Below are 24,245 nucleotides of genomic sequence, written 5' to 3'. Positions count from 1 at the left end.
GTGGTCATGGACGGCCATCGGCGTCGGCTCGTCGCGCTCGCCCGTCCCGTCTACTTCTCGCTGCTCGCCTCCGTGGCCGCCGGGATCATCAACACCGTCTGGGTCTCCCGGCTCGGCGGGGCGGCGGTGGCGGCCGTCGCCGTGGCGACCAACGCGGAGAACGTGCTGCTGGGGGTCGCCCTGGTCTTCGGCTCGGGCACGACCGTGCTGGTCGCGCATGCCAGGGGCGCGCGGGACCCCGGGGCGGTACGGGCCGCCGTGCGCGGGGGCTGGGCGGTGTTCGGGGTGGTCACGCCGGTGGTCGTGGCGGGCGGGTATCTGCTGCGGGAGCCGCTGGCGCGGCTGGTCCTCGGCGGAGGCGCGGCGCTGCCGCTCGCCGTCGGGTACTTCGCGATATCGATGCCGGGCATCGCGGTGTTCTTCGCCCAGCAGCTGGTCGACGGGATCCTGAAGGGCACGGGGGACACCAGGACGCCGATGCGGCTCGCGCTGCTGGCCAACGGGCTGATCCTCGTCTGCGACCCGCTCCTCATCCACTTCTACGGCGTCCAGGGCGCCGCCGCGTCCACGGTCCTGTGCCGGTGCGTGGCGTTGGGGGTGGGACTCCTGGCCCTGCGACGGAACGCGCTGCTGAGAGCGGCCGCCGGGCCCGGGGTCGCCTTCGGGCGCGTGCTGCGCACCGGGCTGCCCATGGCCGCCGACTTCACCGTGCGGCAGGGCGGGGCGCTGGTGCTGGTCGGGATCGTGGCGCGGGTCGGGGTGACGGCGGTGGCCGCGTACGCCATCGCGTACAAGGTCCTGTACGTGGCCACCATGGGCTTCTACGCCGTCCGGCAGGCCGCCTCCATCCACACCGCGCATCTGCTGGGCGCCGGCCGGGATCAGCGGCGGGCGATCGGGCGGGAGGCGGTGCTGGTGTCCGGCGCCTTCGGGGCGGCCGCCGCTGTGCTCTTCGCCGTGACCGCGCCCTGGATCATGGCCGCCTTCGGTGCCGGGGGCGGCGTTGCCGGCGAGGGGGTGCTGTTCCTGCGCTGCGTCGGCCCCTATCTGCTGCTGATGGCCTGCTTCATCGCGCTGGGCGGGGTCTTCGAGGGGAGCGGGGGCGCGCCGGTGCTGCTGAGGGTGACGCTGCTCGGTACGGCGGTCCAACTGCCGTTGGCGTACGGGCTGTCCGGGCTCGGGCTGCCCGGGGTGTGCCTCGCGATGGCGTCGGCCATGGCGGTGCAGTGCGCGGTGGTGGGCGTGATCCTCGGGCGGTCCCGGCGCCCGGAGGCGGCCGCGGTCTCCGAAGGCTCCTCCGTGGTCAGGAGGTGACCGAGGTCTCCGACGGCTCCTCGGTGGCCTGCGCGACCTGAGCCCGCCCGGGGGCCTCGGCGGGCGCGCTCACCGTGGCCCGCCACAGCTCGACGGCCGCCAGCACGGTCGCGGCGACGAGCAGGCCGTTGCGGAGGAAGAGGAGGGTGACGCCGATGCGGTCGCTGGCGACGACGTTCGCGAAGTAGACCGGGAACTCCAGGACCGTCACGAAGGACGCGACCAGGACCAGCAGCGCGGGCACCGTCATCCGGCTGGCCCGGAAGCACAGGCAGACCGCCGCGAGGCCGATCAGCCACACCATGTACTGCGGGCTGATCACCCGGCTCGTGGTCGTGAACAGCAGCACCGCCACGAAGGCCGCGTCCGCGGTGGTGTGCGCCTCGAAGCGGGTGGCGACCAGCCGCCACAGCAGCAGCCAGCCGAAGGCGATGCCGGTCAGGGCGAGCGCGGCGGTGCTGACGACGTTCACCCACGGGCCGAGGAACTCCACCGAGCCGTAGTTCAGCAGCACCTGGCCGTCCCAGCCGAACTGCCGGGCCACATGGAAGACCAGCGAACCCAGCGACTCCACCTCGGTGCCCCGGTCGGCCTGGAAGGTCAGGAACGCGAAGGAGCCGGGCATCGTCACCGCGAACAGGGCCGCGAGACCGGCCGCCGTCACCGCCGCCGACATCCAGACACCCCGCCTGCGGGCGGCCACCAGCAGCAGCACCGGCCACACCTTGAGCATCGCCCCGAAGCCCACCAGGGCGCCCATCACGCGTGGATGCCGGGCGCCCGCGAGCAGCGCGGCCACGGCGACGGCGGTGACCATCACGTCGTAGCGGGCGTACACGGTCGGGCCGAGCAGCGGGACGCCCACCACCCACACCCAGGCGCCGCGCAGGCTGCGGCCGGGGCGCAGGCCCGCGTACAGCAGCAGGGAGAAGACCACCAGGTCGGCGAGGAAGGCGAGAACGAAGAACGCGGTCGCGTACTGGAGGAACGGCAGCAGCGCGGGGGAGAGGATCGCCAGCGCGGCGGCCGGCGGGTACTGCCAGGTGACGTCGTCCTGCGGGAAGGTGCCGGTGCGCAGCACGTCGTACCAGCCCTGGTAGATCACCGACACGTCGCTGGTGACGTCCGGGCCGGGGAAGACGTACACCTTCAGGACGAACAGGAGCAGCAGCAGCCTCGTCAGGCCCCAGGCCGCCAGCAGTCCCGCCGGAGACCGCCTCGCACCCGCAATGTCCACCGGAGCCCCTGTTCGCGCGTTGCCGTCCGTGCCGTCTTTGAGATGGCCATGATGTCCCGACCTGCTGTGAGGGTGCCATAAACGCGGCCGGGACCTGCTGTGAGGGGGTCGTGGAGCGGCGGTGGGCACGCCGTTGGATAGGGTCGGCGGCGATGCGCACGACGATGTCCAAGACCCTGATCGTCACGAACGACTTCCCGCCCAGGCCAGGCGGTATCCAGGCGTTCCTGCACAACATGGCGCTGCGCCTCGATCCCGAGCGGCTCGTGGTCTACGCGTCGACCTGGAAGCGGGGCCGGGAGGGCGTAGAAGCCACGGCCGCCTTCGACGCCGAGCAGCCCTTCACCGTCGTACGGGACCGTACGACGATGCTCCTGCCGACGCCCGCGGCCACGCGTACGGCGGTCGGACTCCTGCGGGAACACGGCTGTACGTCGGTGTGGTTCGGGGCGGCGGCGCCGCTCGGGCTGATGGCGCCCGCCCTGCGCAGGGCCGGGGCCGAGCGGCTGGTGGCCACGACCCACGGGCACGAGGCGGGGTGGGCGCAGCTGCCCGCCGCACGGCAGCTGCTGCGCCGGATCGGCGAGGGCACGGACACGATCACCTACCTCGGCGAGTACACGCGGTCGCGGATCGCCGGCGCGCTGACGCCCGAGGCCGGCTCGCGGATGGTGCAGCTGCCGCCCGGGGTGGACGAGAAGACCTTCCATCCGGGGTCGGGCGGTGACGTCGTGCGGGCGCGGCTCGGGCTGACCGACCGGCCGGTGGTGGTGTGCGTCTCGCGGCTGGTGCCGCGCAAGGGGCAGGACACGCTGATCCTCGCGATGCCGCGGATCCTCGCCCAGCAGCCGGACGCGGTGCTGCTGATCGTCGGGGGCGGGCCGTACGAGAAGGAGCTGCGCAGGCTGGCGCGCGAGACCGGCGTGGCCGACTCCGTCCGCTTCACCGGGGCCGTGCCCTGGTCCGAGCTGCCCGCGCACTACGGCGCCGGGGACGTGTTCGCGATGCCGTGCCGGACGCGGCGGGGCGGGCTGGACGTCGAGGGGCTCGGGATCGTGTACCTGGAGGCCTCCGCGACCGGGCTGCCCGTCGTCGCCGGGGACTCCGGGGGCGCGCCGGACGCCGTGCTCGACGGGGAGACCGGGTGGGTCGTACGCGGCGGGTCGGTCGAGGACTCCGCCGAGCGGATCCTGGCCCTCCTGGGCGACGCGGAGCTGCGGCAGCGGATGGGGGAGCGGGGACGGGCCTGGGTCGAGGAGAAGTGGCGCTGGGACCTGCTGGCAGAAAAGTTGAAGACGTTGCTCTAGCCGTCTAGGCGGAACCGAATAATCCGCCCATGCTGCGCGCATGGCAACAAAACTGATGCAGCGTCAGCTGACGAGACGTCACATCCTGGGCATGGTGGCCCTTCAGACCGCCGCCGCGTCCGGTCTCACCCGCATCGGTCTGGAGTCGGCGTCGGCCGTGGAGCCCGCCGCCGTCGACAACGCCCCGGCCATCGTGGTCGGTTCGGGCTACGGCGCCGCCGTGGCCGCCCTCCGCCTCGGCCAGGCGGGCATCCGCACTCTCATGATCGAGATGGGCCGGCTCTGGAACACCGCCGGCTCCGACGGCAAGATCTTCTGCTCCACCGCCAGTCCGGACCAGCGCTCCATGTGGTTCCGCACCCGCACCGAGGCGCCGCTGGCCACGTTCCTGTGGCTGGACGTCGTCAACAAGGACATCAGCCCCTACCCCGGTGTCCTGGACCGGGTGCACTTCGCCAACATGTCGGTGTTCGTGGGCCGGGGCGTCGGCGGCGGCTCGCTGGTCAACGGCTGTATGGCGGTGACACCGCTCAAGTCGTACTTCGCCGAGCAGTTCCCGACCGTCGACGCCGACGAGATGTACGCGACGTACTTCCCGCGCGCCAACTCCATGCTCGGCGTCAACACCGTCGACCCGGCCTGGTTCGAATCGACGGAGTGGTACCGCTTCACCCGGATCTCCCGCAAGCACGCCCAGAACACCGGCCTGAAGACCACCTTCGTGCCCAGCACCTACGACTTCGCCTACATGCAGAAGGAGGCCGCCGGCACGGCGACGAAGTCGGCGCTCGCCCAGGAGGTCATCTACGGCAACAACCACGGCAAGAAGAGCCTCGACAAGACGTATCTCGCCGCCGCGCTCGGCACCGGGAACGTCACCATCAACACCATGGAGCGGGTGCGGGCCATCAGCCGGGCGAGCGACGGTTCCTACGTCCTGACCGCCGACCGGATCAACGACGCCGGCACGGTCGTCGAGACCAAGCAGTACAGCTGCACCTACCTGTTCCTCGGCGGCGGCAGCCTCGGCACCACCGAACTCCTCGTCCGCGCCCGGGACACCGGCACCCTGCCCGCCCTGAACGCGAGCGTCGGCGCGGGGTGGGGACCCAACGGCAACACCATGCTCGGCCGGGCCAACCATCTGTGGGACACGGTCGGGGCCAACCAGTCGACCATGCCGGTCATGGGCATCGACGACTGGGCCAACACCGCCAACCCCGTCTTCGCCGAGATCGCCCCCCTGCCCACGGGACTCGAGCACTGGGTCAGCCTCTATCTGGCGATCACCAAGAACCCGCAGCGCGCCGCGTTCACCTACGACAGCGCCACGGACGGCGTGAAGCTGGGCTGGACCGCGGCCCAGAGCGCAGTGTCCTCGGGCATGGCGAAGAAGCTCTTCGACCGGATCAACGCGGCGAACGTGACCATCTACCGCACCGATCTGTTCGGCACGCCCAGCCGGACCTTCGCCGACGACTTCACCTACCACCCGCTGGGCGGCTGCGTGCTGGGCAAGGCCACCGACAACTACGGCCGGGTGAAGGGGTATTCGAAGCTGTACGTCACCGACGGCTCGCTCGTGCCCGGGTCGATCGGCGTCAACCCGTTCGTGACGATCACCGCGCTCGCGGAACGGACGATGGCGCGGGTCCTCGTGGAGGACACCGCGCCATAAGTCCCTTACCGCCGTGACTACTTCTGGTAGATCGCCTCGATCTCGTCCGCGTAGTCCTTCGCCACCACGTTGCGCTTGAGCTTCAGGGACGGCGTCAGGTGGCCCGACTCCTCCGTGAACTGGGAGGACAGAATGCGGAACTTCCGCACCGATTCCGCCTTCGACACCGCGGCGTTGCCGTCGTCGATCGCGGCCTGGACGGCAGCGTTCAGGTCCGCGTCCCCGGCCAGCGACGCCGCGGTGGCATCCGCCGGCTTGCCGTGCTCGACGGCCCAACGGCCCAGGAACTCCTCGTCGATGGTGACCAGCGCGCCCACGAAGGGCCGCCCGTCGCCGACGACCATGCACTCCGCGACCAGCGCGTGCGCGCGGATCCGGTCCTCGATCACGGCCGGGGCGACGTTCTTGCCGCCCGCGGTGACGATGATCTCCTTCTTGCGGCCGGTGATCCTGAGGTAGCCGTCCTCGTCGAGGGTGCCGATGTCACCGGTGTGGAACCAGCCGTCGGCCAGCGCCTCGGCGGTCGCGGCCTCGTTGTTCCAGTAGCCCTTGAACAGGTGCTCGCCGTGCAGCAGCACCTCGCCGTCGTCGGCGATCCGGACCACCGAGCCGGGCAGCGGCTGACCGACCGTGCCGATCTTCTGCCGGTCCCAGGGGTTGAAGGCGGTGGCCGCGCAGGACTCGGTCAGGCCGTAGCCCTCCAGGACCGTGAAGCCGATGCCGCGGAAGAAGTGGCCGAGCCGCTCACCCAGCGGGGCGCCGCCGGAGATGGCGTACTCGCCCTTGCCGCCGAGGACCGCGCGCAGCTTGCTGTAGACCAGCTTGTCGAACGTCTTGTGCTTGATCTTCAGACCGAGGGACGGGCCCGACGGGGTGTCCAGCGCCTTGCTGTACGCGATCGCGGTGTCGGCGGCCTTGTCGAAGATCTTGCCCTTGCCGTCCGCCTGCGCCTTGGCGCGCGCCGAGTTGTAGACCTTCTCGAAGACGCGCGGCACGCCCAGGATCAGCGTCGGCCGGAAGGAGGCCAGCTCGTCGGTGAGGTTCTTGATGTCCGGGACGGTGCCCAGCTTGATCGGCGCCATCATCGGCGCCACCTGCACGAGCCGTCCGAAGACGTGCGCGAGCGGCAGGAAGAGCAGCACCGAACACTCGCCGGTGCGGAACAGCGGGCGCAGCCGCTCCACGACGTTGCCGCACTCCGCGAAGAAGCTGCGGTGGGTCAGCACACAGCCCTTGGGGCGGCCGGTCGTGCCGGACGTGTAGACGATGGTCGCCGGGTCGTCCGCCTTCGCCAGCGAGCTGCGCTCCTCGACCGCCGCGTCGGTGATGTCCGCGCCCAGCCGGCCCAGCTCCTCCACGCCCCCGGCCTCGATCTGCCAGACGTGCTTGAGGGCGGGCAGCCCGTCGCGCACCGACTCCACGGCCGCCGCGTGGTTGTCCAGCTCCACGACGCAGGCGGTCGCACCCGAGTCGGAGAGGATCCACTGGATCTGCTCGGGCGAGCTGGTCTCGTACACCGGCACGGTGACCGCGCCCGCGCACCAGATCGCGAAGTCGAGCAGCGTCCACTCGTAGCGGGTCCGCGACATCAGGCCCACCCGGTCGCCGGGCTGCACACCCGAGGCGATGAGGCCCTTGGCGGCCGCGTGCACCTCCGCGAGGAAGGTCGTGGCCGTCACGTCCTGCCAGGCGCCGTCGACCTTGCGGGCGATGACGGCGACGTCGGGATGCTGCGCGGCGTTTCTGCGGACGATGTCGGTGAGGTTTCCGTCCGCAGGGACCTCGTACAAGGCCGGAAGGCTGAACTCGCGCAAGACTGCTGCTCCTAATAAGGCGCCGGCGCCACGACGTTGTGCGATGCGACGGTGCGGTCCAAGGCTCGGGCAGGTGCTCAGGGATTCAGAAGTTGAAATCCCGAGCACGACTGGACTGCCCGGACGTTACCCGCCGGTATGGCGTCTCCGACAGGGGGTCCCGGCGAGATGTTCGCTGCGTCACACGGATTGGTGTTTCTCAGCGCAGAGTAGTCGAGGCGTCTGATGACTGGCCAGTAACCGCAGGTCCGGCCGTCACTGTTCACGTATGCCGCACACGCCTACTCTTGATCGCCATGGCACTCTCACCAGCCGGAAACCGCAGGACACGTGTCCATGTGGTCAGCGACGTGCACGGCAACGCCCGTGACCTGGCCCGCGCCGGCGAGGGCGCGGACGCCCTGATCTGCCTGGGCGACCTCGTCCTCTTCCTCGACTACGCCGACCACTCCCGCGGCATCTTCCCCGACCTGTTCGGCACCGAGAACGCCGACCGCATCGTCGAGCTGCGCACCGCCCGCCGCTTCGAGGAGGCCCGCGAGTTCGGCGCCCAGCTGTGGGCCGGGATCGGCACGGACCGGGCGAGCGTCATCGAGAAGGCCGTACGCAAGCAGTACGCCGAGCTGTTCGCCGCGTTCCCGACACCGACGTACGCCACCTACGGCAATGTCGACATGCCGCCCCTGTGGGCGGAGTACGCCGGACCGGGCACCACGGTCCTCGACGGCGAGCGCGTGGAGATCGGCGGCCGGGTCTTCGGCTTCGTCGGCGGCGGCCTGCGCACCCCCATGCGCACGCCGTACGAGATCAGCGACGAGGAGTACGCGGCGAAGATCGAGGCGGTCGGCGAGGTCGACGTGCTCTGCACGCACATCCCGCCCGAGGTGCCCGAGCTGGTCTACGACACCGTCGCGCGCCGCTTCGAGCGGGGCAGCCGGGCGCTGCTGGACGCGATCCGGCGCACCCGGCCCCGGTACGCGCTGTTCGGTCACGTCCACCAACCGCTCGTGCGCCGGATGCGGATCGGGTCGACCGAGTGCGTCAACGTCGGGCACTTCGCGGGCAGTGGCCGGCCGTGGGCGCTCGAATGGTGAGGGCCGGTGCAGCCTGAAGGGTGACGGGCGGTGAAGTCGGCCGGTCACGTGCGCGGTAGCCTTCACGCTGCACACACGTGCGCGCGCTTCATGACCTACCGGCCCGCATCTGGAGGAGCCACGGCGATGGCGGAACACACCAGCTCGAGCATCACGATCGAGGCGGCACCGGCCGACGTCATGGCGGTGATCGCCGACTTCGCCCGCTACCCGGACTGGACCGGCGAGGTGAAGCAGGCGGAGGTCCTCGCGACGGACGCCGCCGGCCGCGCCGAGCAGGTACGGCTCGTCATGGACGCCGGCGCCATCAAGGACGACCAGGTGCTCGGCTACACGTGGAGCGGGGAGAACGAGGTCTCCTGGACGCTGGTGAAGTCCCAGATGCTGCGCCAGCTCGACGGCTCGTACATCCTCAAGGCCACCGGCACCGGTTCGACCGAGGTCACCTACCTCCTGACCGTCGACGTCAAGATCCCGATGCTGGGGATGATCAAGCGCAAGGCCGAGAAGGTCATCATCGACCGGGCGCTCGCCGGGCTGAAGAAGCGGGTGGAGTCCGGAGCGGAATAGGGATTTGCCGCGGGGGGATCTACCGTTCACTCCCATGCGCACCCTCCTGATCACCGGTCCCGGCGGCAGCGGTCGTACGACCCTTGCCGCCGCCACCGCACTCGCCGCCACGCGCGCGGGTGAGCGGACCCTCCTCCTCAGCGGCGACCGGACCGACACCCTCGGCGCGGTCCTGGGCGTGGCCACGGGGCCGGTGCCCGTCGAGGTGCGGGAAGGGCTCACCGCCTGGCGGCCCGACGCGACCGCCGGTTTCCGCGACGACCTCGCCGGCTTCCAGGAGCGCGCCTCCTCCGTCCTCGACCTGCTCGGCGCCGCCCGCCTCGACCCCGAAGAGGTCACCCCGCTGCCCGGCGCCGAGGAGCTCACCCTCCTGCGTGCCCTGCGGGACGCGGCCCTCTCCGAACGCCACGACCTGCTCGTCGTCGACCTGCCGCCCACCCCGCAGGCCCTCGCCCTCCTCGCCCTCCCCGAGGAACTGCGCCGCTATCTGCGCCGGCTGCTGCCGCCCGAACGGCAGGCCGCGCGAGCGCTCAGGCCCGTGCTCGGACGGCTGGCCGGGGTGCCGATGCCCTCGGAGTGGCTGTACGAGACCACCGCGCGCTGGGACCTGGAACTCGCCGCCGTCGAGGCCGTCATCACCGACCGCAAGACCGTCGTACGGCTCGTCGCCGAACCGGGTCCCGCCGGGGCCGACGCGGTGCGCGACGCCGCCCTCGGGCTCGCCCTGCGCGGGCTGCGGCCCGAGCACCTGATCGCCAACCGGGTCCTGCCCGACGCACCCGCCGACAGCTGGCTCGCCGGACCCGTCGCCCAGCAGCGCAAGACGCTGGAGGAGTGGCGGGAGACGTACGACGTCGTGGAGGTCGCCCACCCCGGACGGGACCCCCGCGGCCTCGACGACCTCGACGCCCTCGTGGTGCCCGGGGCGCCGGAGACCTTCTCCGGCGTCGAGTGGCCGGTCGCCGACCGGCTGGCCGAGGACGGCGTGCTGGTGTGGCACGTACCGCTCCCCGGCGCGATACGGGACGAGCTGGACCTCATCCGGCGCGGGGACGAACTCGTCGTCGCCGCGGGGCAGTTCCGGCGGATCGTGCCGCTGCCGTCCGCGCTGCGCCGGTGCACCGTCGCCGGGGCCGCGCTGCGGGACGGGGAGCTGCGGGTCCGGTTCGCGCCGGACCCGGATCTCTGGCCACAGACCCCGTGAATCCGGTGCGGCCGTTCGGGTAACGTCGTAAGGACGCAACGCAGTCAGGAGTCCGTCATGAGCGAAGAGCTCCGCCCGTCAGACGCCGCTTCGGGGCAAGAGGCTGTGGACGAGGTGCGGGCCACCGACGCCGACGCGTGGGCGACGGCGTGTGCCGAGGATCTCGCGGCGGAGAAGGCCCGTCGCCGCGCCAGTTACGGCCCGCCGCCCGGCTCGGCCGCGGAGGAACTGCGCAAGCTCGTCGACGCCGTCAGCGACAAGCTGTCCTCGCTCCAGTCGCCGCTGCTCGGGGCGGTCGCCGGACCGGCCGCCCAGCAGGTGGTGCAGCAGGTCGTCCAGCAGGCCAAGGCCGCCGTCGAGCCCGTCATCGAACGCAACCCGGACGTCTTCGACCACCTGGCAGCGGCCGGCAACGAACTGCTGGCCGCCTACCGCTCCGCGGTCCAGGCCCAGGAACAGCGCTGGACCCAGCGGGACACCAAGCCCCGCGAGGGCGGCGAGGAGGCCGGTCCGGGGGAGCGCATCGACCTGGACTAGAGGGCGCTCGGGTACGGTGGGCCGTAGCGGGGCTCGACCGAAACTGAGGGATTCATGGGACTCACCATCGGCGTCGACATCGGCGGCACGAAGATCGCGGCCGGCGTGGTCGATGAGGAAGGCAACATCCTCTCGACCTTCAAGGTGCCGACCCCGGGCACGCCCGAGGGCATCGTGGACGCCATCGCCTCCGCCGTCGAGGGCGCACGCGCGGGTCACGAGATCATCGGCGTGGGCATCGGAGCCGCCGGTTACGTCAACCGGCAGCGCTCCGAGGTCTACTTCGCGCCCAACATCGACTGGCGCAACGAGCCGCTGAAGGAGAAGGTCGAGGCCCGCGTCGGCCTCCCCGTCGTCGTCGAGAACGACGCCAACGCGGCCGCGTGGGGCGAGTACAAGTTCGGCGCCGGCAAGGGCCACCGCAACGTCGTCTGCATCACGCTCGGCACCGGCCTCGGTGGCGGCATCATCATCGGCAACAAGCTGCGCCGCGGCCACTTCGGCGTCGCCGCCGAGTTCGGCCACATCCGCATGGTGCCGGACGGGCTGCTGTGCGGCTGCGGCTCGCAGGGCTGCTGGGAGCAGTACGCCTCCGGCCGCGCCCTCGTCCGGTACGCCAAGCAGCGCGCCAACGCCACCCCGGAGCGCGCCGAGGTGCTGCTCGCCCTCGGCGACGGCTCACCCGAGGGCATCGAGGGCAAGCACATCTCCGTCGCCGCCCGGCAGGGCGACCCGGTCGCCGTCGACTCCTACCGCGAGCTGGCCCGCTGGGCCGGCGCCGGCCTCGCCGACCTGGCGTCCCTCTTCGACCCGTCCGCCTTCATCGTCGGCGGCGGCCTCTCGGACGAGGGCGAACTGGTCCTCGACCCGATCCGCAAGTCGTACAAGCGCTGGCTGGTGGGCGGCAACTGGCGCCCGGTGGCGGACGTGATCGCGGCGCAGCTGGGGAACAAGGCGGGGATGGTCGGCGCGGCCGACTTGGCGCGAGAGCCGGACCCGATCATGTGATCCAGCGGTGAGGGCAAGGCTTTTCAGGGGCGCGGGGAACTGCGCGACCAGCCACAACGGTGGGCCAGTCGCACACATACCTCGCGCCCCGAGCTGTCAGGCGCAAAAATCAACGCCATGGCACCTGACGATTCAGCGCTCGTCCGAGTCCTCAGTTACAACGTCCGCTCCCTACGCGACGACACCGCCGCCCTGGCCCGAGTGATCAAGGCCTGCGAACCGGATCTCGTCCTCGTCCAAGAAGCCCCCCGCTTCTTCCGCTGGCGCAAGAAACTCGCCCGCCTGGCCCGCGCGGCCGACCTCGTCATCCTCACCGGGGGTGCGACAGCAGCGGGCCCGGCCATCCTGTGCAATCTCCGCGCCACCGTAGAGCGCACAGAAGACGTCCTTCTCCCGCTCACGCCGACGCAGCACAGGCGCGGCTTCGCGACCGCCGTCGTCCGGTTCGGCAACGCCCGCCTCGGTGTCCTCAGCTGTCACCTCAGCCTCCAGAAGGACGAGCGCTACGAGCAGGCCGGCATGCTCCTCGACCGCCTCGCCGGCATGGGCGTCGAGCACGCCGTCGCGGGCGGCGACCTCAACGAGCGCCCCGGCGGCCGTACGTTCCGCCGCCTCGCCGAGAGCCTCCAGGACTGCTGGGCGGTGGCCCCCGACGGCGGCGAGCACACCTGGGTCCATAGCGAGCCGCACCAGCGCATCGACGCGATCTTCGCGACGAAGGGCATAGAGGTGCTCGGCTGCGGGGTGCCGGCGCACCTTCCCGAGACAGACCTGAGGGTGGCCACGGACCACCTTCCGGTCCTGGCCACCCTCAAAGTTCCCGTCAGTTAGACGGACTCAGCTAGACGGACTCAGACGACGGCTCCCCGCCCGGGGTCGTCGTCCTCGTCCTCGTCCGTCCGCATCCGCATCACCAGCGTCGCGAACCCGCCCAGGAAGCCGCCGATCCCGATCGTGGCGAGCCACCAGGTCATGTCCCAGCTCAGCAGTATCGCCAGCAGCAGGAGCAGCGGGCCGCCCAGCACCGCGAGCCAGGCGAACTTGGCCGTGGTGTCGGCGTCCGGCAGCGGGGGCGGCTCCGGCGGGACGAAGTGGCCCTCGTCGTCCTCGTCGAAGTCCTCCTCCGCCGGCTCCGGCGTCGTGTAGTCGCGCGGGCCGACGCCGGGCGCGAAGGAGACGGAGCTGCCCAGCGGCTTGGCCGACGCGGGCTTCTCGTCCCCCTTCGGCCGCTCCGCGGCGGCGTCCGTGTCGGTGCCGCTGTCGTTGGTCTCCGGCTCCAGCAGGGCCAGGTCCTCCACCGACTTGAACGGCTTGGCGCCCGGCGGGTCCGGCGGCTCCTCGCCGTACCCGGCGACGATCGCCTCCCAGGCGGCGGCCTCGTCGAAGGGGACGTGCTGCTCCTCCGGGCCGAGACCGTCGCGGTCCTCGCGATCGCCCCGGTTCTCCCGGTCCTCGCGGTCCTCGCGGTCCGAGTCGTACTCAGCCACGTACGGCCGTCCCTTCCTTGCTGCCGGAGCCGGCGGCGAGCCGGCCGATGAACGCGGAGCTCTCCTCGAAGATCCGCTCCGCGTCATGGTCCAACGTCGCCACGTGATAGCTCTGTTCCAGCACGATCTCCGTCACGTCCGTGGACGACACCCGGCTCAGCACGCGCGCGGAGTCGGCGGCCGGCACGACATGGTCCTCGGCGCTGCGCAGCAGCAACAGCGGCTGGGTGACCTGCGGCAACTCGCCGTCGACCAGCCGGAAGAAGGCCCGCAGGGAGTGCGCGGCGTGCAGCGGCACCCGGGCGTAGCCCAGTTCGTGCCGGCCCTCCTTGGCGATGTCGTCGGCGATGCCGGGCGTCGACCGCAGGAGATGCCGGGCCACCGGAAGGGCGTACGGCGCGAGGCCGTGCATACGGTTCGCCGGGTTGACGACCATCACGCCCCGCACCACGTCGCCGTGCTTCGCCGCGAGGCGCAGGGCGAGCGCGCCGCCCATCGACAGGCCGCCCACGAACACGTCGGCACAGCGCTCGGTGAGGGCGCGCAGCTCGCGGTCCACCTCGGCGTACCAGTCCTGCCAGCCGGTCAGTTGCATGTCCTCCCAACGGGTGCCGTGGCCCGGCAGCAGGGGCAGCGACACGGTCAGGCCGCGCCCGGCGAGGTGTTCCGCCCAGGGGCGCAGCGACTGCGGGGAACCGGTGAAACCGTGGCAGAGGAGGACACCCGTCTCCCCGCCCTCATGGCGAAACGGCTCGGCTCCAGGGAGGACCGGCACCTTCGGTCTCCTGTTCATGGGGTCGGTTGCGTGTTCATGGGTCGTGCGCAGGTACTTCACCGTACGCGACCGCACTGACACCGACCAGGGTCGTCGGCTCCTTTGACGGTGCTCCGGGTTAAGGTCTGATCGACGAACACAGGAGGCAGTCGGTTGTTGTACGGAACGATGAAGGTCGCCATCGGAGGGCCGCTGAAGGTCGCCTTCAGGCCCTGGGTGGAGGGCGCCGAGAACATCCCGGCCGAGGGCCCCGCGATCCTGGCGAGCAACCACCTCTCCTTCTCGGACTCCTTCTTCCTGCCCGCGGTCCTCGACCGCAAGGTCACCTTCATCGCGAAGGCCGAGTACTTCACCACACCCGGCGTGAAGGGCCGGCTGACGGCGGCGTTCTTCAAGGGCGCGGGCCAGCTCCCGGTGGACCGCTCCGGCGCGCGCGGCGCGGGCGAGGCGGCCATCAAGGCGGGCATCGAGGTCCTGGAGCGCGGTGAGCTGTTCGGGATCTACCCGGAGGGCACGCGCTCGCCCGACGGCCGCCTCTACCGGGGTAAGCCGGGCGGCCTCGCGCGCGTGGCGCTCGCCACCGGCGCGCCGGTCATCCCGGTCGCCATGATCGACACGGAGAAGATCCAGCCGCCGGGCAAGGTGATGCCCAAGATCATGCGGCCGGGTATCCGCATCGGCAAGCCGCTGGACTTCAGCCGGTACCAGGGCATGGAGCACGACCGTTTCGTGCTCCGCGCGGTGACCGACGAAGTCATGTACGAGATCATGAAGCTCTCCGGCCAGGAGTACGTCGACATCTACGCGACCGCCGCCAAGCGGCAGATCGCGGAGGCGGTGAAGGCCGAGAAGGAAGCCGAGAAGGCGGCGAAGGCGGCCGTCGCGCAGGCTGAGAAGGAACGCGCCGAGTCCTGAGAGAGGGGTTCGGCCGGGGGGTGGGGGCATGGCGAGGCGTGAGCGTGTCATGAGGATGTCGGTCGAGCTGCCGCTGTGGCGTGCGCTCACCGGCTACCGGGTGCTGACCATGCTGTACGCGGTCGGCCTGTTCGCCACGCAGTACGACGACTACGACCGCCCGGGCATCGCCATCGGCTACTTCGTCGTCCTGTGCGGCTGGACGCTCGCCACGCTGCCCCGCGTCCAGAACGCGGCGGCCTGCACCAAGCGCTTCCTCGCCGCCGACCTGACCGTCGCCCTCGCCGGCATCGTGCTCACCCCGCTGGTCGTCAACGACGCGCACATCGACGGCGGCGGGCCCACGCTGCCGTCGATATGGACGGCGGGCTCGGTCCTCGCGTTCGCCATCAAGGGCGGCTGGCGCTGGGCCGCGTTCGCCTCCACGCCGGTCGCCGTCGCCAACCTCATCGAGCGCGGCGCCCCCGCCCGGGACACCGTCCACAACGTGATCCTGGTCTGGGTCGCCTCCATCGCCATCGGCTACGTCGTCGAGGTCGCCCGCGCCTCCGAGCGCACCCTCGCCCGCGCTCTGGAGATCGAGGCGGCGACCAGGGAGCGGGAGCGGCTGGCCCGGGACATCCACGACAGCGTGCTCCAGGTGCTGGCCATGGTGCAGCGGCGCGGCGCCGTCCTCGGCGGCGAGGCGGCGGAGCTGGGCCGGATGGCGGGCGAGCAGGAGGTGGCGCTGCGCACCCTGGTCTCCGGCGGGCTGACGCGGGTCTCCTGGGCGTCCGAGGACGCGGCCCAGGGCGCGGTCGTACGGGCCGTCGACGAGCCGGAGCCCGAGGGTCCCGTCGATCTGCGCGCGCTGCTCGCCCCGTTCGCCGCCGCCAAGGTCAGCTTCGCCGAGCCCGGTGCTCCGGTGGAGCTGCCCCCGGCCGCCGCGAGGGAGCTGGCGGCCGCGGTGGGGGCCACGCTGGACAACGTACGGAAGCACGCGGGGGAGCAGGCGCGCGCGTGGATCCTGGTCGAGGACGAGCCCGACGAGGTGATCGTGACCGTACGGGACGACGGTCCCGGCATCCCGGAGGGGCGGCTCGCCCAGGCCGAGGGGGAGGGGCGGTTGGGGGTGGCCCTGTCGATCCGGGGGCGGCTGCGCGACCTCGGCGGCAGCGCCGAGCTGATCTCGGTGCCCGGGCAGGGCACGGAGGTCGAACTGAAGGTACCGAAGGCTTCACGGGGGAAGGCAGGACAGCGATGAGTGAGCAGCAGGGCCCGATCAAGGTGATGGTGGTCGACGACCACCCGATGTGGCGCGACGCGGTCGCCCGCGACCTGGGCGAGTCCGGCTTCGAGGTGGTGGCCACCGCGGGCGACGGCGACCAGGCGGTACGCCGGGCCAAGGCGGCCGGGCCCGATGTGCTCGTGCTCGACCTGAACCTGCCGCTCAAGCCCGGCGTCCAGGTCTGCAAGGAACTCGTCGGCCACAACCCGGCGTTGCGGGTCCTGGTGCTGTCCGCCAGCGGCGAGCACGCGGACGTGCTGGAGGCGGTGAAGTCGGGCGCCACCGGCTATCTGCTGAAGTCGGCGTCCACGGAGGAGCTGCTCGACGCGGTGCGCCGGACGGCGGTCGGGGACCCGGTGTTCACGCCGGGCCTCGCCGGTCTGGTCCTCGGCGAGTACCGCCGCCTGGCCTCCGAGCCCGCGCCCGCCGCCGACGCCGACCAGCCGAAGGCGCCCGAACTGACCGACCGCGAGACCGAGGTGCTGCGCCTCGTCGCAAAGGGCCTGAGCTACAAGCAGATCGCCGAGCGCCTGGTCATCTCCCACCGCACGGTCCAGAACCACGTCCAGAACACCCTCGGCAAGCTTCAGCTGCACAACAGGGTGGAGCTGGTCAGGTACGCGATAGAGCGCGGCCTGGACGACGAGTAGGACGCTGGACGGACTGTCGGTTTTGCCGACGAGTGAACCAACCGACGAGTAAACCAACCGCCCGCTGATTCACCGGAATTGCCCTTCCCGCCCATCCCTGTGTGACCTGGATCACCATTAGCGTGGCCTTCACCAGGCAACCGCGGCGAAGGGACATTTCCATGCGGGTCGGAGTACTGACCGGAGGCGGCGACTGCCCCGGGCTCAACGCCGTCATCCGGGGCATCGTCCGCAAGGGCGTGCAGGAGTACGGCTATGACTTCGTCGGCTTCCGGGACGGCTGGCGCGGGCCCCTGGAGGGCGACACCGTCCGCCTCGACATCCCCGCCGTGCGCGGCATCCTGCCCCGCGGCGGCACCATCCTCGGCTCCTCGCGGACGAACCCCCTGAAGCAGGAGAACGGCATCCGCCGGATCAAGGACACCCTCGCCAAGCTGGAGGTCGACGCGATGATCGCGATCGGCGGCGAGGACACCCTGGGCGTGGCCGCACGCCTCACCGACGAGTACGGCGTCTCCGTCGTCGGCGTACCGAAGACCATCGACAACGACCTGTCCGCCACCGACTACACCTTCGGCTTCGACACCGCGGTCGGCATCGCCACCGAGGCCATCGACCGCCTGCACACCACCGCCGAGTCCCATATGCGGGTCCTGGTCTGCGAGGTGATGGGCCGGCACGCCGGCTGGATCGCCCTGCACTCCGGCCTCGCCGGCGGCGCCAACGTCATCCTCATCCCCGAGCAGCGCTTCGACGTCGACCAGGTGTGCGCCTGGATCACCTCCCGCTTCAAGGCCTCGTACGCCCCGATCGTCGTCGTCGCCGAGGGCGCCATGCCGAAGGACGGCGACATGGTCCTCAAGGACCAGTCGCTGGACTCCTTCGGGCACGTCCGGTTGTCCGGGGTCGGCGAATGGCTCGGCAAGGAGATCGAGAAGCGGACCGGCAAGGAGGCCCGGACGACCGTGCTCGGGCACATCCAGCGCGGCGGCACGCCCAGCGCCTTCGACCGCTGGCTCGCCACCCGCTTCGGACTGCACGCCATCGAGGCGGTGCGGGACGGCGACTTCGGGAAGATGGTCGCGCTGCGCGGCACCGACATCGTGCGCGTGCCGATCTCGGACGCCACGGCCAAGCTGAAGACGGTCGACCCGGAGCTGTACGCGGAGGTCGGAGTGTTCTTCGGCTGACCGGCCCCCCTCGAACCCACAACCCCGAATCCCGAACCCCGAACGCCGTCGCGGCTTCCGTGGCGGCGACGGGGGAGGGGTGAGATATTCGCCAGGACCGGACACATCAGGCGCACCCCCGGAGGGCCGCGTGGAGATCCTCGCCTTCGGAGTCCAGGCCGACGAGAAGCCCCTGATCGAGCGCGCCTTCCACGGGCACCACGAGGTCCGCTGCCTGGACGTCTTCCTCAACGAGGACACCGCCCCCATCGCGGCCGGCTACGAGGCCGTCTCCACCAGCGTCAACGCCGACCTCGGCCCGCGCGTCCTGGAGGTCCTGGCGGCCGGCGGCACCCGGATGATCGCCCAGCGCTCCACCGGCTTCAACAACATCGACCTCAACGTCGCCGAGCGGCTCGGCATGACGATCGCCCGCGTCTCGTACTACTCGCCGTACTCGGTCGCCGAGTTCGCGTGGACCCTCGCCATGGCCGTCAACCGGCGGATCGTCCGCGCCTCCACCCGCACCCGCGACTTCGACTTCCGCCTCGACGGCCTGATGGGCCGCGACCTGCACGGCCGCACCGCGGGCGTCCTCGGCACCGGCAAGATCGGCGAGGCCTTCACCCGGATCGCCCACGGCTTCGGCATGAGGCTGCTCGGCTGGGACATCACCGAGAATCCCGCCTGCCTGGAACTCGGCATGAAGTACGTCCCCAAGGAGCAGCTCCTCGCCGAGTCCGACCTGGTCAGCCTGCACGTCCCGCTGATGCCGGAGACCCGCCACCTCATCGACGCCGCCGCCCTGCGGGCGATGCGGGACGACGCCGTCCTGGTCAACTCCAGCCGCGGCGGCCTCATCGACACCGCGGCCCTCGTCACCGAGCTGCGCGCGGGCCGCTTCGCGGGCGTCGGTCTCGACGTCTACGAGGCGGAGGCGGGCCTGTTCTTCCTCGACAAGTCCCTGGAGGCCATCGAGGACGACACCCTGGCCCGCCTGGTCACCTTCCCGAACGTCCTGGTCACGTCCCACCAGGCGTACTACACCGAGGACGCCGTCGGCCAGATCGTCGACGCCACGGTGCGCAACGTCCTCGACTACAAGGCCGGCCGCCGCTCGGAGAACGTGCTGGTGCCACGCAGCTGAGCCGTCAACTCCCGGACGATCGCGGCCCCGTTCAGCGTCAGCACCGACTCCGGGTGGAACTGCACCCCCGCGAAGCCGGGTCCGCGCAGCGCATGCACCTCGTACGACCCGCTCCGGCTCACCTCGACCTCGTGCGCGGCCAGCTCGGCCGCCGTCTCGTCGTCGCAGCGCGCCACGAAACTGTTGTAGAAGCCGACGGTCTCCTCCCGCCCGAACAGATCGACCGTCGTCTGCGCCCCCTGGTACGGCACCTCCTTCCGTACGATCTCCAGGCCCAGCTCCGCCGCGATCAACTCGTGGCCGAGGCAGACGCCGAGCACGCCGTGCCGGTGCTCGCGGATGACATGGGCGGCGAGGTCGCGCAGGAAGCGCATCTTCGGGTCGGTGAGGTCGGAGGGGTCGCCGGGGCCGGGGCCGAGGACGACCGTGCCCTCGTGGGCGAGGACGGCCTCCCGCAGACCGGGTTCGTCGTAGCGCCGGACGGTCACCTCCAGTCCGCTGGAGCGCAGGACATGTCCGAGCATCGCCGTGAAGGTGTCCTCGCCGTCGACGACGAGAGCGTGGCCCTCCAGCTCCTGCGACCGCTCCTGCATCCGCAGCCAGAACGGCGCGAGGGACGACCGGCGGCCGTCGAGCGCGGCCCGCACCCGGGGGTCGTCGGACAGCCGCGGCCGTACGCCTTCCTGGCGCGGCCTCTGCTTGAGGACCCCCAGCGCCGCCAGCACCCCCGCCGCCTTCGCGTGCGTCTCGGCCACCTCGCTCGCCGGGTCCGAACCGCGGACCAGCGTCGCGCCGACCGGGACCCGCAGCCGCCCGTCGGCGGCGATGTCGGCGGTGCGGATCAGAATGGGGGAGTCGAGGGTCTGGGCGCCTCCCGAGTCCCGGCCGAGCAGGGCCAGCGCGCCCGCGTAGTAGCCCCGCCCGCCGACCTCGTGCCGCTCGATGACCCGGCAGGCGTTCTGCACCGGCGACCCGGTGACGGTGGCCGCGAACATGGTCTCCTTGAGCACCTCGCGGGCGTCCAGCGAGGACTTCCCGCGCAGCTCGTACTCGGTGTGCGCGAGGTGGGCCATCTCCTTCAGACGCGGCCCGATCACCACGCCGCCCATGTCGCCGACCGTGCACATCATCTTGAGCTCCTCGTCGACGACCATCGACAGCTCCTCGATCTCCTTGCCGTCGGCGAGGAAGCCGAGCAGGTGCTCGGGGGTGGGGCCCTCGGCGGGATAGCGGTACGTCCCGCTGATCGGGTTCATCACGACCGTGCCGCCGGACATCCGCACATGCACCTCGGGGCTGGCGCCGACGAGCGTGCGGTCGCCGGTGTGGACGACGAAGGTCCAGTAGGCGCCCCGCTCGCCCACGAGGAGCCGCCGGAACAGGGCGAGCGCGTCCGCGCGGGAGAACCCCGGGATCCCGCCCTCGTACGTCCGACGGATCACGAAGTTCGCGCCCTCGCCCCGCCCGATCTCCTCCCGCAGCACCCGGCCGACGATCTCGCCGTACTCCTCGTCGGCGACGTCGAAGCCGCCGTTCTCGACGCGGACGTCATGGGCGGGCAGCTGCGCCAGGGCGTCCGGCAGGGTGAGCGTGTGCGTCTCCTCGGGGACCAGCGCCGTCAGCGGTGTCCCGTCGTCCCGCACGTCGAAGCCGCGCTCACGGATCTGCCGGAAGGGCACGAGGGCGAGGCCCTCGTCGGGGAGGTCGGCGAGGCGGTCGTACGAGAAGACCGGGCCGAGGAACACCTCGACGGTGTTCTCGTCACGGCCCGGCGTGCGGCGGCGCAGCAGGGCGAACGGGCGGTCGTCGTGCACGAGCTGGGTCAGGTCCATGGTTCCTCGCTGTCGATGACGTCGATGGTGAGGAACGACCCCGGAAACGCCGAAGGCCGCCCCTCGGGCGGCCTTCGCGAAGTCTTGCGTACGCGCAGTCAGTGGGCCGCCGGATGAGCGGTCCACCACCAGTTCTGGGTCGAGTGCGCGAACATGCGACGCACCCTACCCCATGTCCGTTCTCTGTACTCCGTGTCTCATTTGATGGGCATGCGCCGGGAGCCATGACACGACCCCGTAATGTTGAGGCCGTGACCGTGAACGCTAAGACCAGCGCGAGCGCTGGCAACACCTGGCGAGAACTGCCCGCGGCGCAGCAGCCCGAGTACCCCGACCCCGAGGCTCTGCGCGCAGTCGTTGCGGAGCTGGAGTCGTATCCGCCGCTCGTCTTCGCGGGCGAGTGCGACCAGCTGCGCGCCCGGATGGCGGCCGTCGCCAAGGGAGAGGCGTTCCTCCTCCAGGGCGGCGACTGCGCCGAGGCCTTCGACGCCGTGTCCGCCGACCACATCCGCAACAAGCTCAAGACCCTGCTCCAGATGGGCGCCGTGCTGACGTACGCCGCCTCGGTGCCGGTCGTGAAGGTCGGCCGGATCGCCGGCCAGTACTCCAAGCCGCGCTCCAAGGGCACCGAGACCCGCGACGGCGTGACCCTGCCGACCTACCGCGGCGACTCGGTCAACGGCTTCGACTTCAACGAGAAGGCCCGCATCCCGGACCCCGAGCGCCTGAAGCGGATGTACAACGCCTCCGCGTCCACGCTCAACCTGGTGCGCGCCTTCACCACCGGCGGCTACGCCGACCTGCGCCAGGTGCACGCCTGGAACCAGGACTTCGTGAAGTCGTCCCCCTCCGGCCAGCGCTACGAGCAGCTCGCCCGGGAGATCGACAACGCGCTGAACTTCATGCGGGCCTGCGGCACCGACCCGGAGGAGTTCAAGACCGTCGAGTTCTACTCCTCGCACGAGGCGCTGCTGCTCGACTACGAGTCGGCCCTCACCCGCGTGGACTCGCGCACGGGCCGGCTGTACGACGTCTCCGCGCACATGGTGTGGATCGGTGAGCGCACCCGGCAGCTGGACCACGCGCACATCGAGTTCGCCTCGAAGATCCGCAACCCGATCGGCATCAAGCTCGGCCCGACCACCACGGCCGAGGAGGCGCTGCAGTACATCGAGCGCCTCGACCCGGACCGCGAGCCGGGCCGTCTCACCTTCATCGTGCGCATGGGCGCGGACAAGGTCCGCGACAAGCTGCCCGAGCTGGTCGAGAAGGTCACCGCCTCCGGTGCGACGGTCGCCTGGGTGACCGACCCGATGCACGGCAACACCTTCGAGGCGGCCTCCGGTCACAAGACCCGCCGCTTCGACGACGTGCTCGACGAGGTCAAGGGCTTCTTCGAGGTCCACAAGGCGCTGGGCACCCACCCGGGCGGCATCCACGTGGAGCTCACCGGCGACGATGTCACCGAGTGCGTGGGCGGCGGCGACGAGATCTTCGTCGACGACCTGCACCAGCGCTACGAGACGGCCTGCGACCCCCGGCTGAACCGCAGCCAGTCGCTCGACCTGGCCTTCCTCGTGGCAGAGATGTACCGGGACCAGTGACGGGGGCACCTGTTACAGGGACGTGAATGGGGCGCGGATCACATACGATCCGCGCCCCGCTCCACTTTTGCGGTTCCTGAGCGCCGGGTAAGGTTAGGTTAGCCTTATTGATCTCGGCGGGAGGTGAATCCGCGTGTACGTCTGCAGCTGCTTCGGTGTGACCGAGACCCAGGTCAAGCAACACGCGGAGAACGGCGCCTGCACGCCACGCCAGATAGCCTCCGCCTGCAAAGCGGGCACCGACTGCGGTTCGTGCGTACGACGCATCCAGGCGATCCTGGGCCGGGGGGCCTGCCCGACCAAGGCGACCGTGGTCGACCCGGTCCTCTCCGACCTCGAGGAAGCCGCCTAGCTCTCCGGCTGCTCGATCAGCTGGGCGATGTACAGCGCCTCACCGAGCTTCTCCAGGAGCTCCAGCTGGGTGTCGAGGTAGTCGATGTGGTGCTCCTCGTCCTCCAGGATCGACTCGAAGATGTTCGCCGACGTGATGTCTCCCTTGGCGCGCATCACCTCGATCCCGCGCTTGAGACGGTCGATCGCCTCGACCTCGATCTGCCGGTCCGCCTCGAACATCTCCTTGACCGTCTGCCCGACCCGGACATGGAACAGGCGCTGGTAGTTCGGCAGCCCGTCCAGGAACAGGATCCGGTCGGTGAGCACCTCGGCGTGCTTCATCTCGTCGAACGACTCGTGGCGGGTGTACTTCGCGAGCTTCGTCCAACCGAAGTTCTCCTGCATCTTCGCGTGCAGGAAGTACTGGTTGATCGCGGTGAGCTCGCCGGTGAGCTGCTCGTTGAGGAATTCGATGACCTCGGGGTCGCCCTGCATCGCAGAGGCTCCTTCCGCAAGGGGAACTGGCAGATTGCGCCGCATCCTTGCATCGTCACCGAAGATCGTCCAGTAAGTCTGCGCTTAGTAAGTAAGTCCATGCTTAGTCCGGTTTGAGATGAATCGGGATGGGGTTGGTCAGGTGCACCGCCCTTGGTCTGTCAGGATGGAGTCATGGGTCAGCCGGTGGAGCGCGAAAGTGGAGAAGCGGCGCATTCCGAGCTACCGCCGGGGCAGCGACTGCAGCGTGGCTGGCCCGTCACCCACTACGGGCCGGTCCCCAAGTTCAGGCCCGAGCGCTGGGAGTTCCGGGTCTTCGGCGCCACCGCGGACGGCGAGAAGCACTGCTGGAACCACGAGGAGTTCACGGCCCTGCCGTACACCTCGGTCGTGGCGGACCTGCACTGCGTGACGAAGTTCAGCATGCTCGGCGCCGAGTGGGGCGGGGTCCCCGCCCGGACCGTCCTGGAGATCGCCCCGCCGGCGACGGACGTCACCCATGTGATGGTGTGGGCCGAGTACGGCTTCAGCTCCAACCTGCGCCTCGCGGACTTCGCCGACGATCGTACGATCTTCGCCACCCACAAGGACGGCGAGCTGCTCACCGCCGAGCACGGCTTCCCGCTCCGCCTGGTCGTCCCCCATCTGTACGCCTGGAAGGGACCCAAATGGGTCCGCGGCGTCGAGTACATGACCGCCGACCGCCGCGGCTTCTGGGAGGAACGCGGCTATCACAACATCGGCGACCCGTGGAAAGAGCAGCGGTACTCCTACCAGGAGGAGCCGGGGGACGGGCCCGAGGCGTGAC

24 protein-coding genes are annotated in these 24,245 nt (G+C 70.8%); 17 read left to right on the top strand and 7 right to left on the bottom strand.

Annotated elements, in window-relative coordinates:
• Positions 1-6: 6 nt before the first annotated feature.
• The gene (locus CRP56_RS11710) at positions 7-1,314 is read left to right on the top strand and encodes an MATE family efflux transporter (RefSeq protein WP_097273943.1); all 1,308 of its coding nucleotides are present in this window, start codon (positions 7-9) and stop codon (positions 1,312-1,314) included.
• On the opposite strand, the gene CRP56_RS11705 is transcribed toward CRP56_RS11710, so the two are convergent.
• Positions 1,304-2,551, bottom strand: coding sequence for a glycosyltransferase family 87 protein (locus tag CRP56_RS11705; protein ID WP_097263021.1), 1,248 nt, complete (start codon positions 2,549-2,551; stop codon positions 1,304-1,306). The two genes, CRP56_RS11710 and CRP56_RS11705, sit on opposite strands and share 11 nt — an antisense overlap.
• Before the next feature lie 164 nt (positions 2,552-2,715).
• Here CRP56_RS11705 and CRP56_RS11700 point away from each other — a divergent pair, with 164 nt between their 5' ends.
• The gene (locus tag CRP56_RS11700) at positions 2,716-3,858 is read left to right on the top strand and encodes a glycosyltransferase family 4 protein (RefSeq protein ID WP_097273941.1); all 1,143 of its coding nucleotides are present in this window, start codon (positions 2,716-2,718) and stop codon (positions 3,856-3,858) included.
• A 91-nt stretch (positions 3,859-3,949) separates the two neighbouring features.
• Positions 3,950-5,536, top strand: a complete 1,587-nt coding sequence (locus CRP56_RS11695; RefSeq protein ID WP_097263019.1) for a GMC oxidoreductase — start codon at positions 3,950-3,952, stop codon at positions 5,534-5,536.
• A gap of 17 nt (positions 5,537-5,553) precedes the next feature.
• Here CRP56_RS11695 and CRP56_RS11690 read toward each other — a convergent pair whose 3' ends face one another.
• Positions 5,554-7,350 carry an AMP-dependent synthetase/ligase gene (locus CRP56_RS11690; RefSeq protein ID WP_097263017.1) on the bottom strand — a complete coding sequence of 599 codons (1,797 nt, stop codon included), beginning with the start codon at positions 7,348-7,350 and terminating at the stop codon, positions 5,554-5,556.
• Between the two features lie 296 nt (positions 7,351-7,646).
• Between CRP56_RS11690 and CRP56_RS11685 the strand changes: the two genes are divergently transcribed.
• The 6 genes from CRP56_RS11685 (at position 7,647) to CRP56_RS11660 (ending at position 12,594) form a co-directional block, all read left to right on the top strand.
• Entirely contained in the window at positions 7,647-8,444 is a 798-nt protein-coding gene (locus tag CRP56_RS11685) for a metallophosphoesterase family protein (protein ID WP_097263015.1), read from the top strand.
• 126 nt (positions 8,445-8,570) lie between these two features.
• The gene (locus CRP56_RS11680) at positions 8,571-9,014 is read left to right on the top strand and encodes an SRPBCC family protein (RefSeq protein WP_097263013.1); all 444 of its coding nucleotides are present in this window, start codon (positions 8,571-8,573) and stop codon (positions 9,012-9,014) included.
• 34 nt (positions 9,015-9,048) lie between these two features.
• Positions 9,049-10,218, top strand: a complete 1,170-nt coding sequence (locus CRP56_RS11675; protein ID WP_097263011.1) for an ArsA family ATPase — start codon at positions 9,049-9,051, stop codon at positions 10,216-10,218.
• 57 nt (positions 10,219-10,275) lie between these two features.
• Positions 10,276-10,755 (top strand): DUF5304 domain-containing protein, encoded by a 480-nt coding sequence (locus CRP56_RS11670; RefSeq protein WP_097263009.1) that lies wholly within the window; start codon positions 10,276-10,278, stop codon positions 10,753-10,755.
• Between the two features lie 54 nt (positions 10,756-10,809).
• On the top strand, positions 10,810-11,763 hold the full coding sequence (locus CRP56_RS11665; protein ID WP_097263007.1) for an ROK family glucokinase: 954 nt from the start codon (positions 10,810-10,812) through the stop codon (positions 11,761-11,763).
• A 117-nt stretch (positions 11,764-11,880) separates the two neighbouring features.
• On the top strand, positions 11,881-12,594 hold the full coding sequence (locus CRP56_RS11660) for an endonuclease/exonuclease/phosphatase family protein (protein ID WP_097262998.1): 714 nt from the start codon (positions 11,881-11,883) through the stop codon (positions 12,592-12,594).
• 20 nt (positions 12,595-12,614) lie between these two features.
• Here the strand turns inward: CRP56_RS11660 and CRP56_RS11655 are convergent, their stop codons facing one another.
• Complete coding sequence (locus CRP56_RS11655) at positions 12,615-13,250, bottom strand: hypothetical protein (protein WP_097262996.1); 636 nt, start codon at positions 13,248-13,250, stop codon at positions 12,615-12,617.
• Complete coding sequence (locus CRP56_RS11650) at positions 13,243-14,025, bottom strand: alpha/beta hydrolase (protein WP_097273939.1); 783 nt, start codon at positions 14,023-14,025, stop codon at positions 13,243-13,245. The genes CRP56_RS11655 and CRP56_RS11650 overlap by 8 nt, the downstream gene beginning before the upstream one ends.
• 168 nt (positions 14,026-14,193) lie before the next feature.
• Here CRP56_RS11650 and CRP56_RS11645 point away from each other — a divergent pair, with 168 nt between their 5' ends.
• The 5 genes from CRP56_RS11645 (at position 14,194) to CRP56_RS11625 (ending at position 19,173) form a co-directional block, all read left to right on the top strand.
• A complete protein-coding gene (locus CRP56_RS11645) occupies positions 14,194-14,940 on the top strand; it encodes a lysophospholipid acyltransferase family protein (protein WP_097262994.1) in 747 nt (248 codons plus the stop codon).
• Positions 14,941-14,968: 28 nt separating this feature from the next.
• Entirely contained in the window at positions 14,969-16,183 is a 1,215-nt protein-coding gene (gene macS, locus CRP56_RS11640) for a MacS family sensor histidine kinase (protein WP_097262992.1), read from the top strand.
• Positions 16,180-16,857: a response regulator gene (locus CRP56_RS11635; protein WP_059197571.1), complete on the top strand. Its 678-nt coding sequence runs from the start codon at positions 16,180-16,182 to the stop codon at positions 16,855-16,857. The genes macS and CRP56_RS11635 overlap by 4 nt, the downstream gene beginning before the upstream one ends.
• Positions 16,858-17,018: 161 nt before the next feature.
• Positions 17,019-18,047: a 6-phosphofructokinase gene (locus tag CRP56_RS11630; RefSeq protein ID WP_097262990.1), complete on the top strand. Its 1,029-nt coding sequence runs from the start codon at positions 17,019-17,021 to the stop codon at positions 18,045-18,047.
• Between the two features lie 130 nt (positions 18,048-18,177).
• Positions 18,178-19,173, top strand: coding sequence for a 2-hydroxyacid dehydrogenase (locus tag CRP56_RS11625; protein WP_097262988.1), 996 nt, complete (start codon positions 18,178-18,180; stop codon positions 19,171-19,173).
• On the opposite strand, the gene CRP56_RS11620 is transcribed toward CRP56_RS11625, so the two are convergent.
• Entirely contained in the window at positions 19,125-21,005 is a 1,881-nt protein-coding gene (locus CRP56_RS11620; RefSeq protein WP_097262986.1) for an anthranilate synthase family protein, read from the bottom strand. The two genes, CRP56_RS11625 and CRP56_RS11620, sit on opposite strands and share 49 nt — an antisense overlap.
• Before the next feature lie 98 nt (positions 21,006-21,103).
• Positions 21,104-21,160 (bottom strand): trp operon leader peptide, encoded by a 57-nt coding sequence (locus tag CRP56_RS49275; protein WP_071528813.1) that lies wholly within the window; start codon positions 21,158-21,160, stop codon positions 21,104-21,106.
• Between the two features lie 96 nt (positions 21,161-21,256).
• Here CRP56_RS49275 and CRP56_RS11610 point away from each other — a divergent pair, with 96 nt between their 5' ends.
• Both CRP56_RS11610 and CRP56_RS11605 read left to right on the top strand, forming a co-directional pair.
• Positions 21,257-22,609, top strand: a complete 1,353-nt coding sequence (locus CRP56_RS11610) for a class II 3-deoxy-7-phosphoheptulonate synthase (protein ID WP_097262984.1) — start codon at positions 21,257-21,259, stop codon at positions 22,607-22,609.
• Between the two features lie 133 nt (positions 22,610-22,742).
• The gene (locus CRP56_RS11605; RefSeq protein ID WP_097262983.1) at positions 22,743-22,961 is read left to right on the top strand and encodes a (2Fe-2S)-binding protein; all 219 of its coding nucleotides are present in this window, start codon (positions 22,743-22,745) and stop codon (positions 22,959-22,961) included.
• Here CRP56_RS11605 and bfr read toward each other — a convergent pair.
• On the bottom strand, positions 22,958-23,437 hold the full coding sequence (gene bfr, locus CRP56_RS11600; RefSeq protein WP_059197560.1) for a bacterioferritin: 480 nt from the start codon (positions 23,435-23,437) through the stop codon (positions 22,958-22,960). The genes CRP56_RS11605 and bfr overlap by 4 nt on opposite strands.
• A 174-nt stretch (positions 23,438-23,611) precedes the next feature.
• Between bfr and CRP56_RS11595 the strand changes: the two genes are divergently transcribed.
• Positions 23,612-24,244 carry a sulfite oxidase-like oxidoreductase gene (locus CRP56_RS11595; protein ID WP_097262981.1) on the top strand — a complete coding sequence of 211 codons (633 nt, stop codon included), beginning with the start codon at positions 23,612-23,614 and terminating at the stop codon, positions 24,242-24,244.
• The last annotated feature ends 1 nt before the right edge of the window (position 24,245 follow it).

The organism is Streptomyces sp. TLI_55 (assembly GCF_900206255.1).
In the GTDB taxonomy this organism is placed as follows: Bacteria; Actinomycetota; Actinomycetes; order Streptomycetales; family Streptomycetaceae; genus Streptomyces; species Streptomyces aquilus.
Note: the sequence above shows the minus strand (reverse complement) of the source record. Positions and strands in the feature narration are given on the sequence as shown.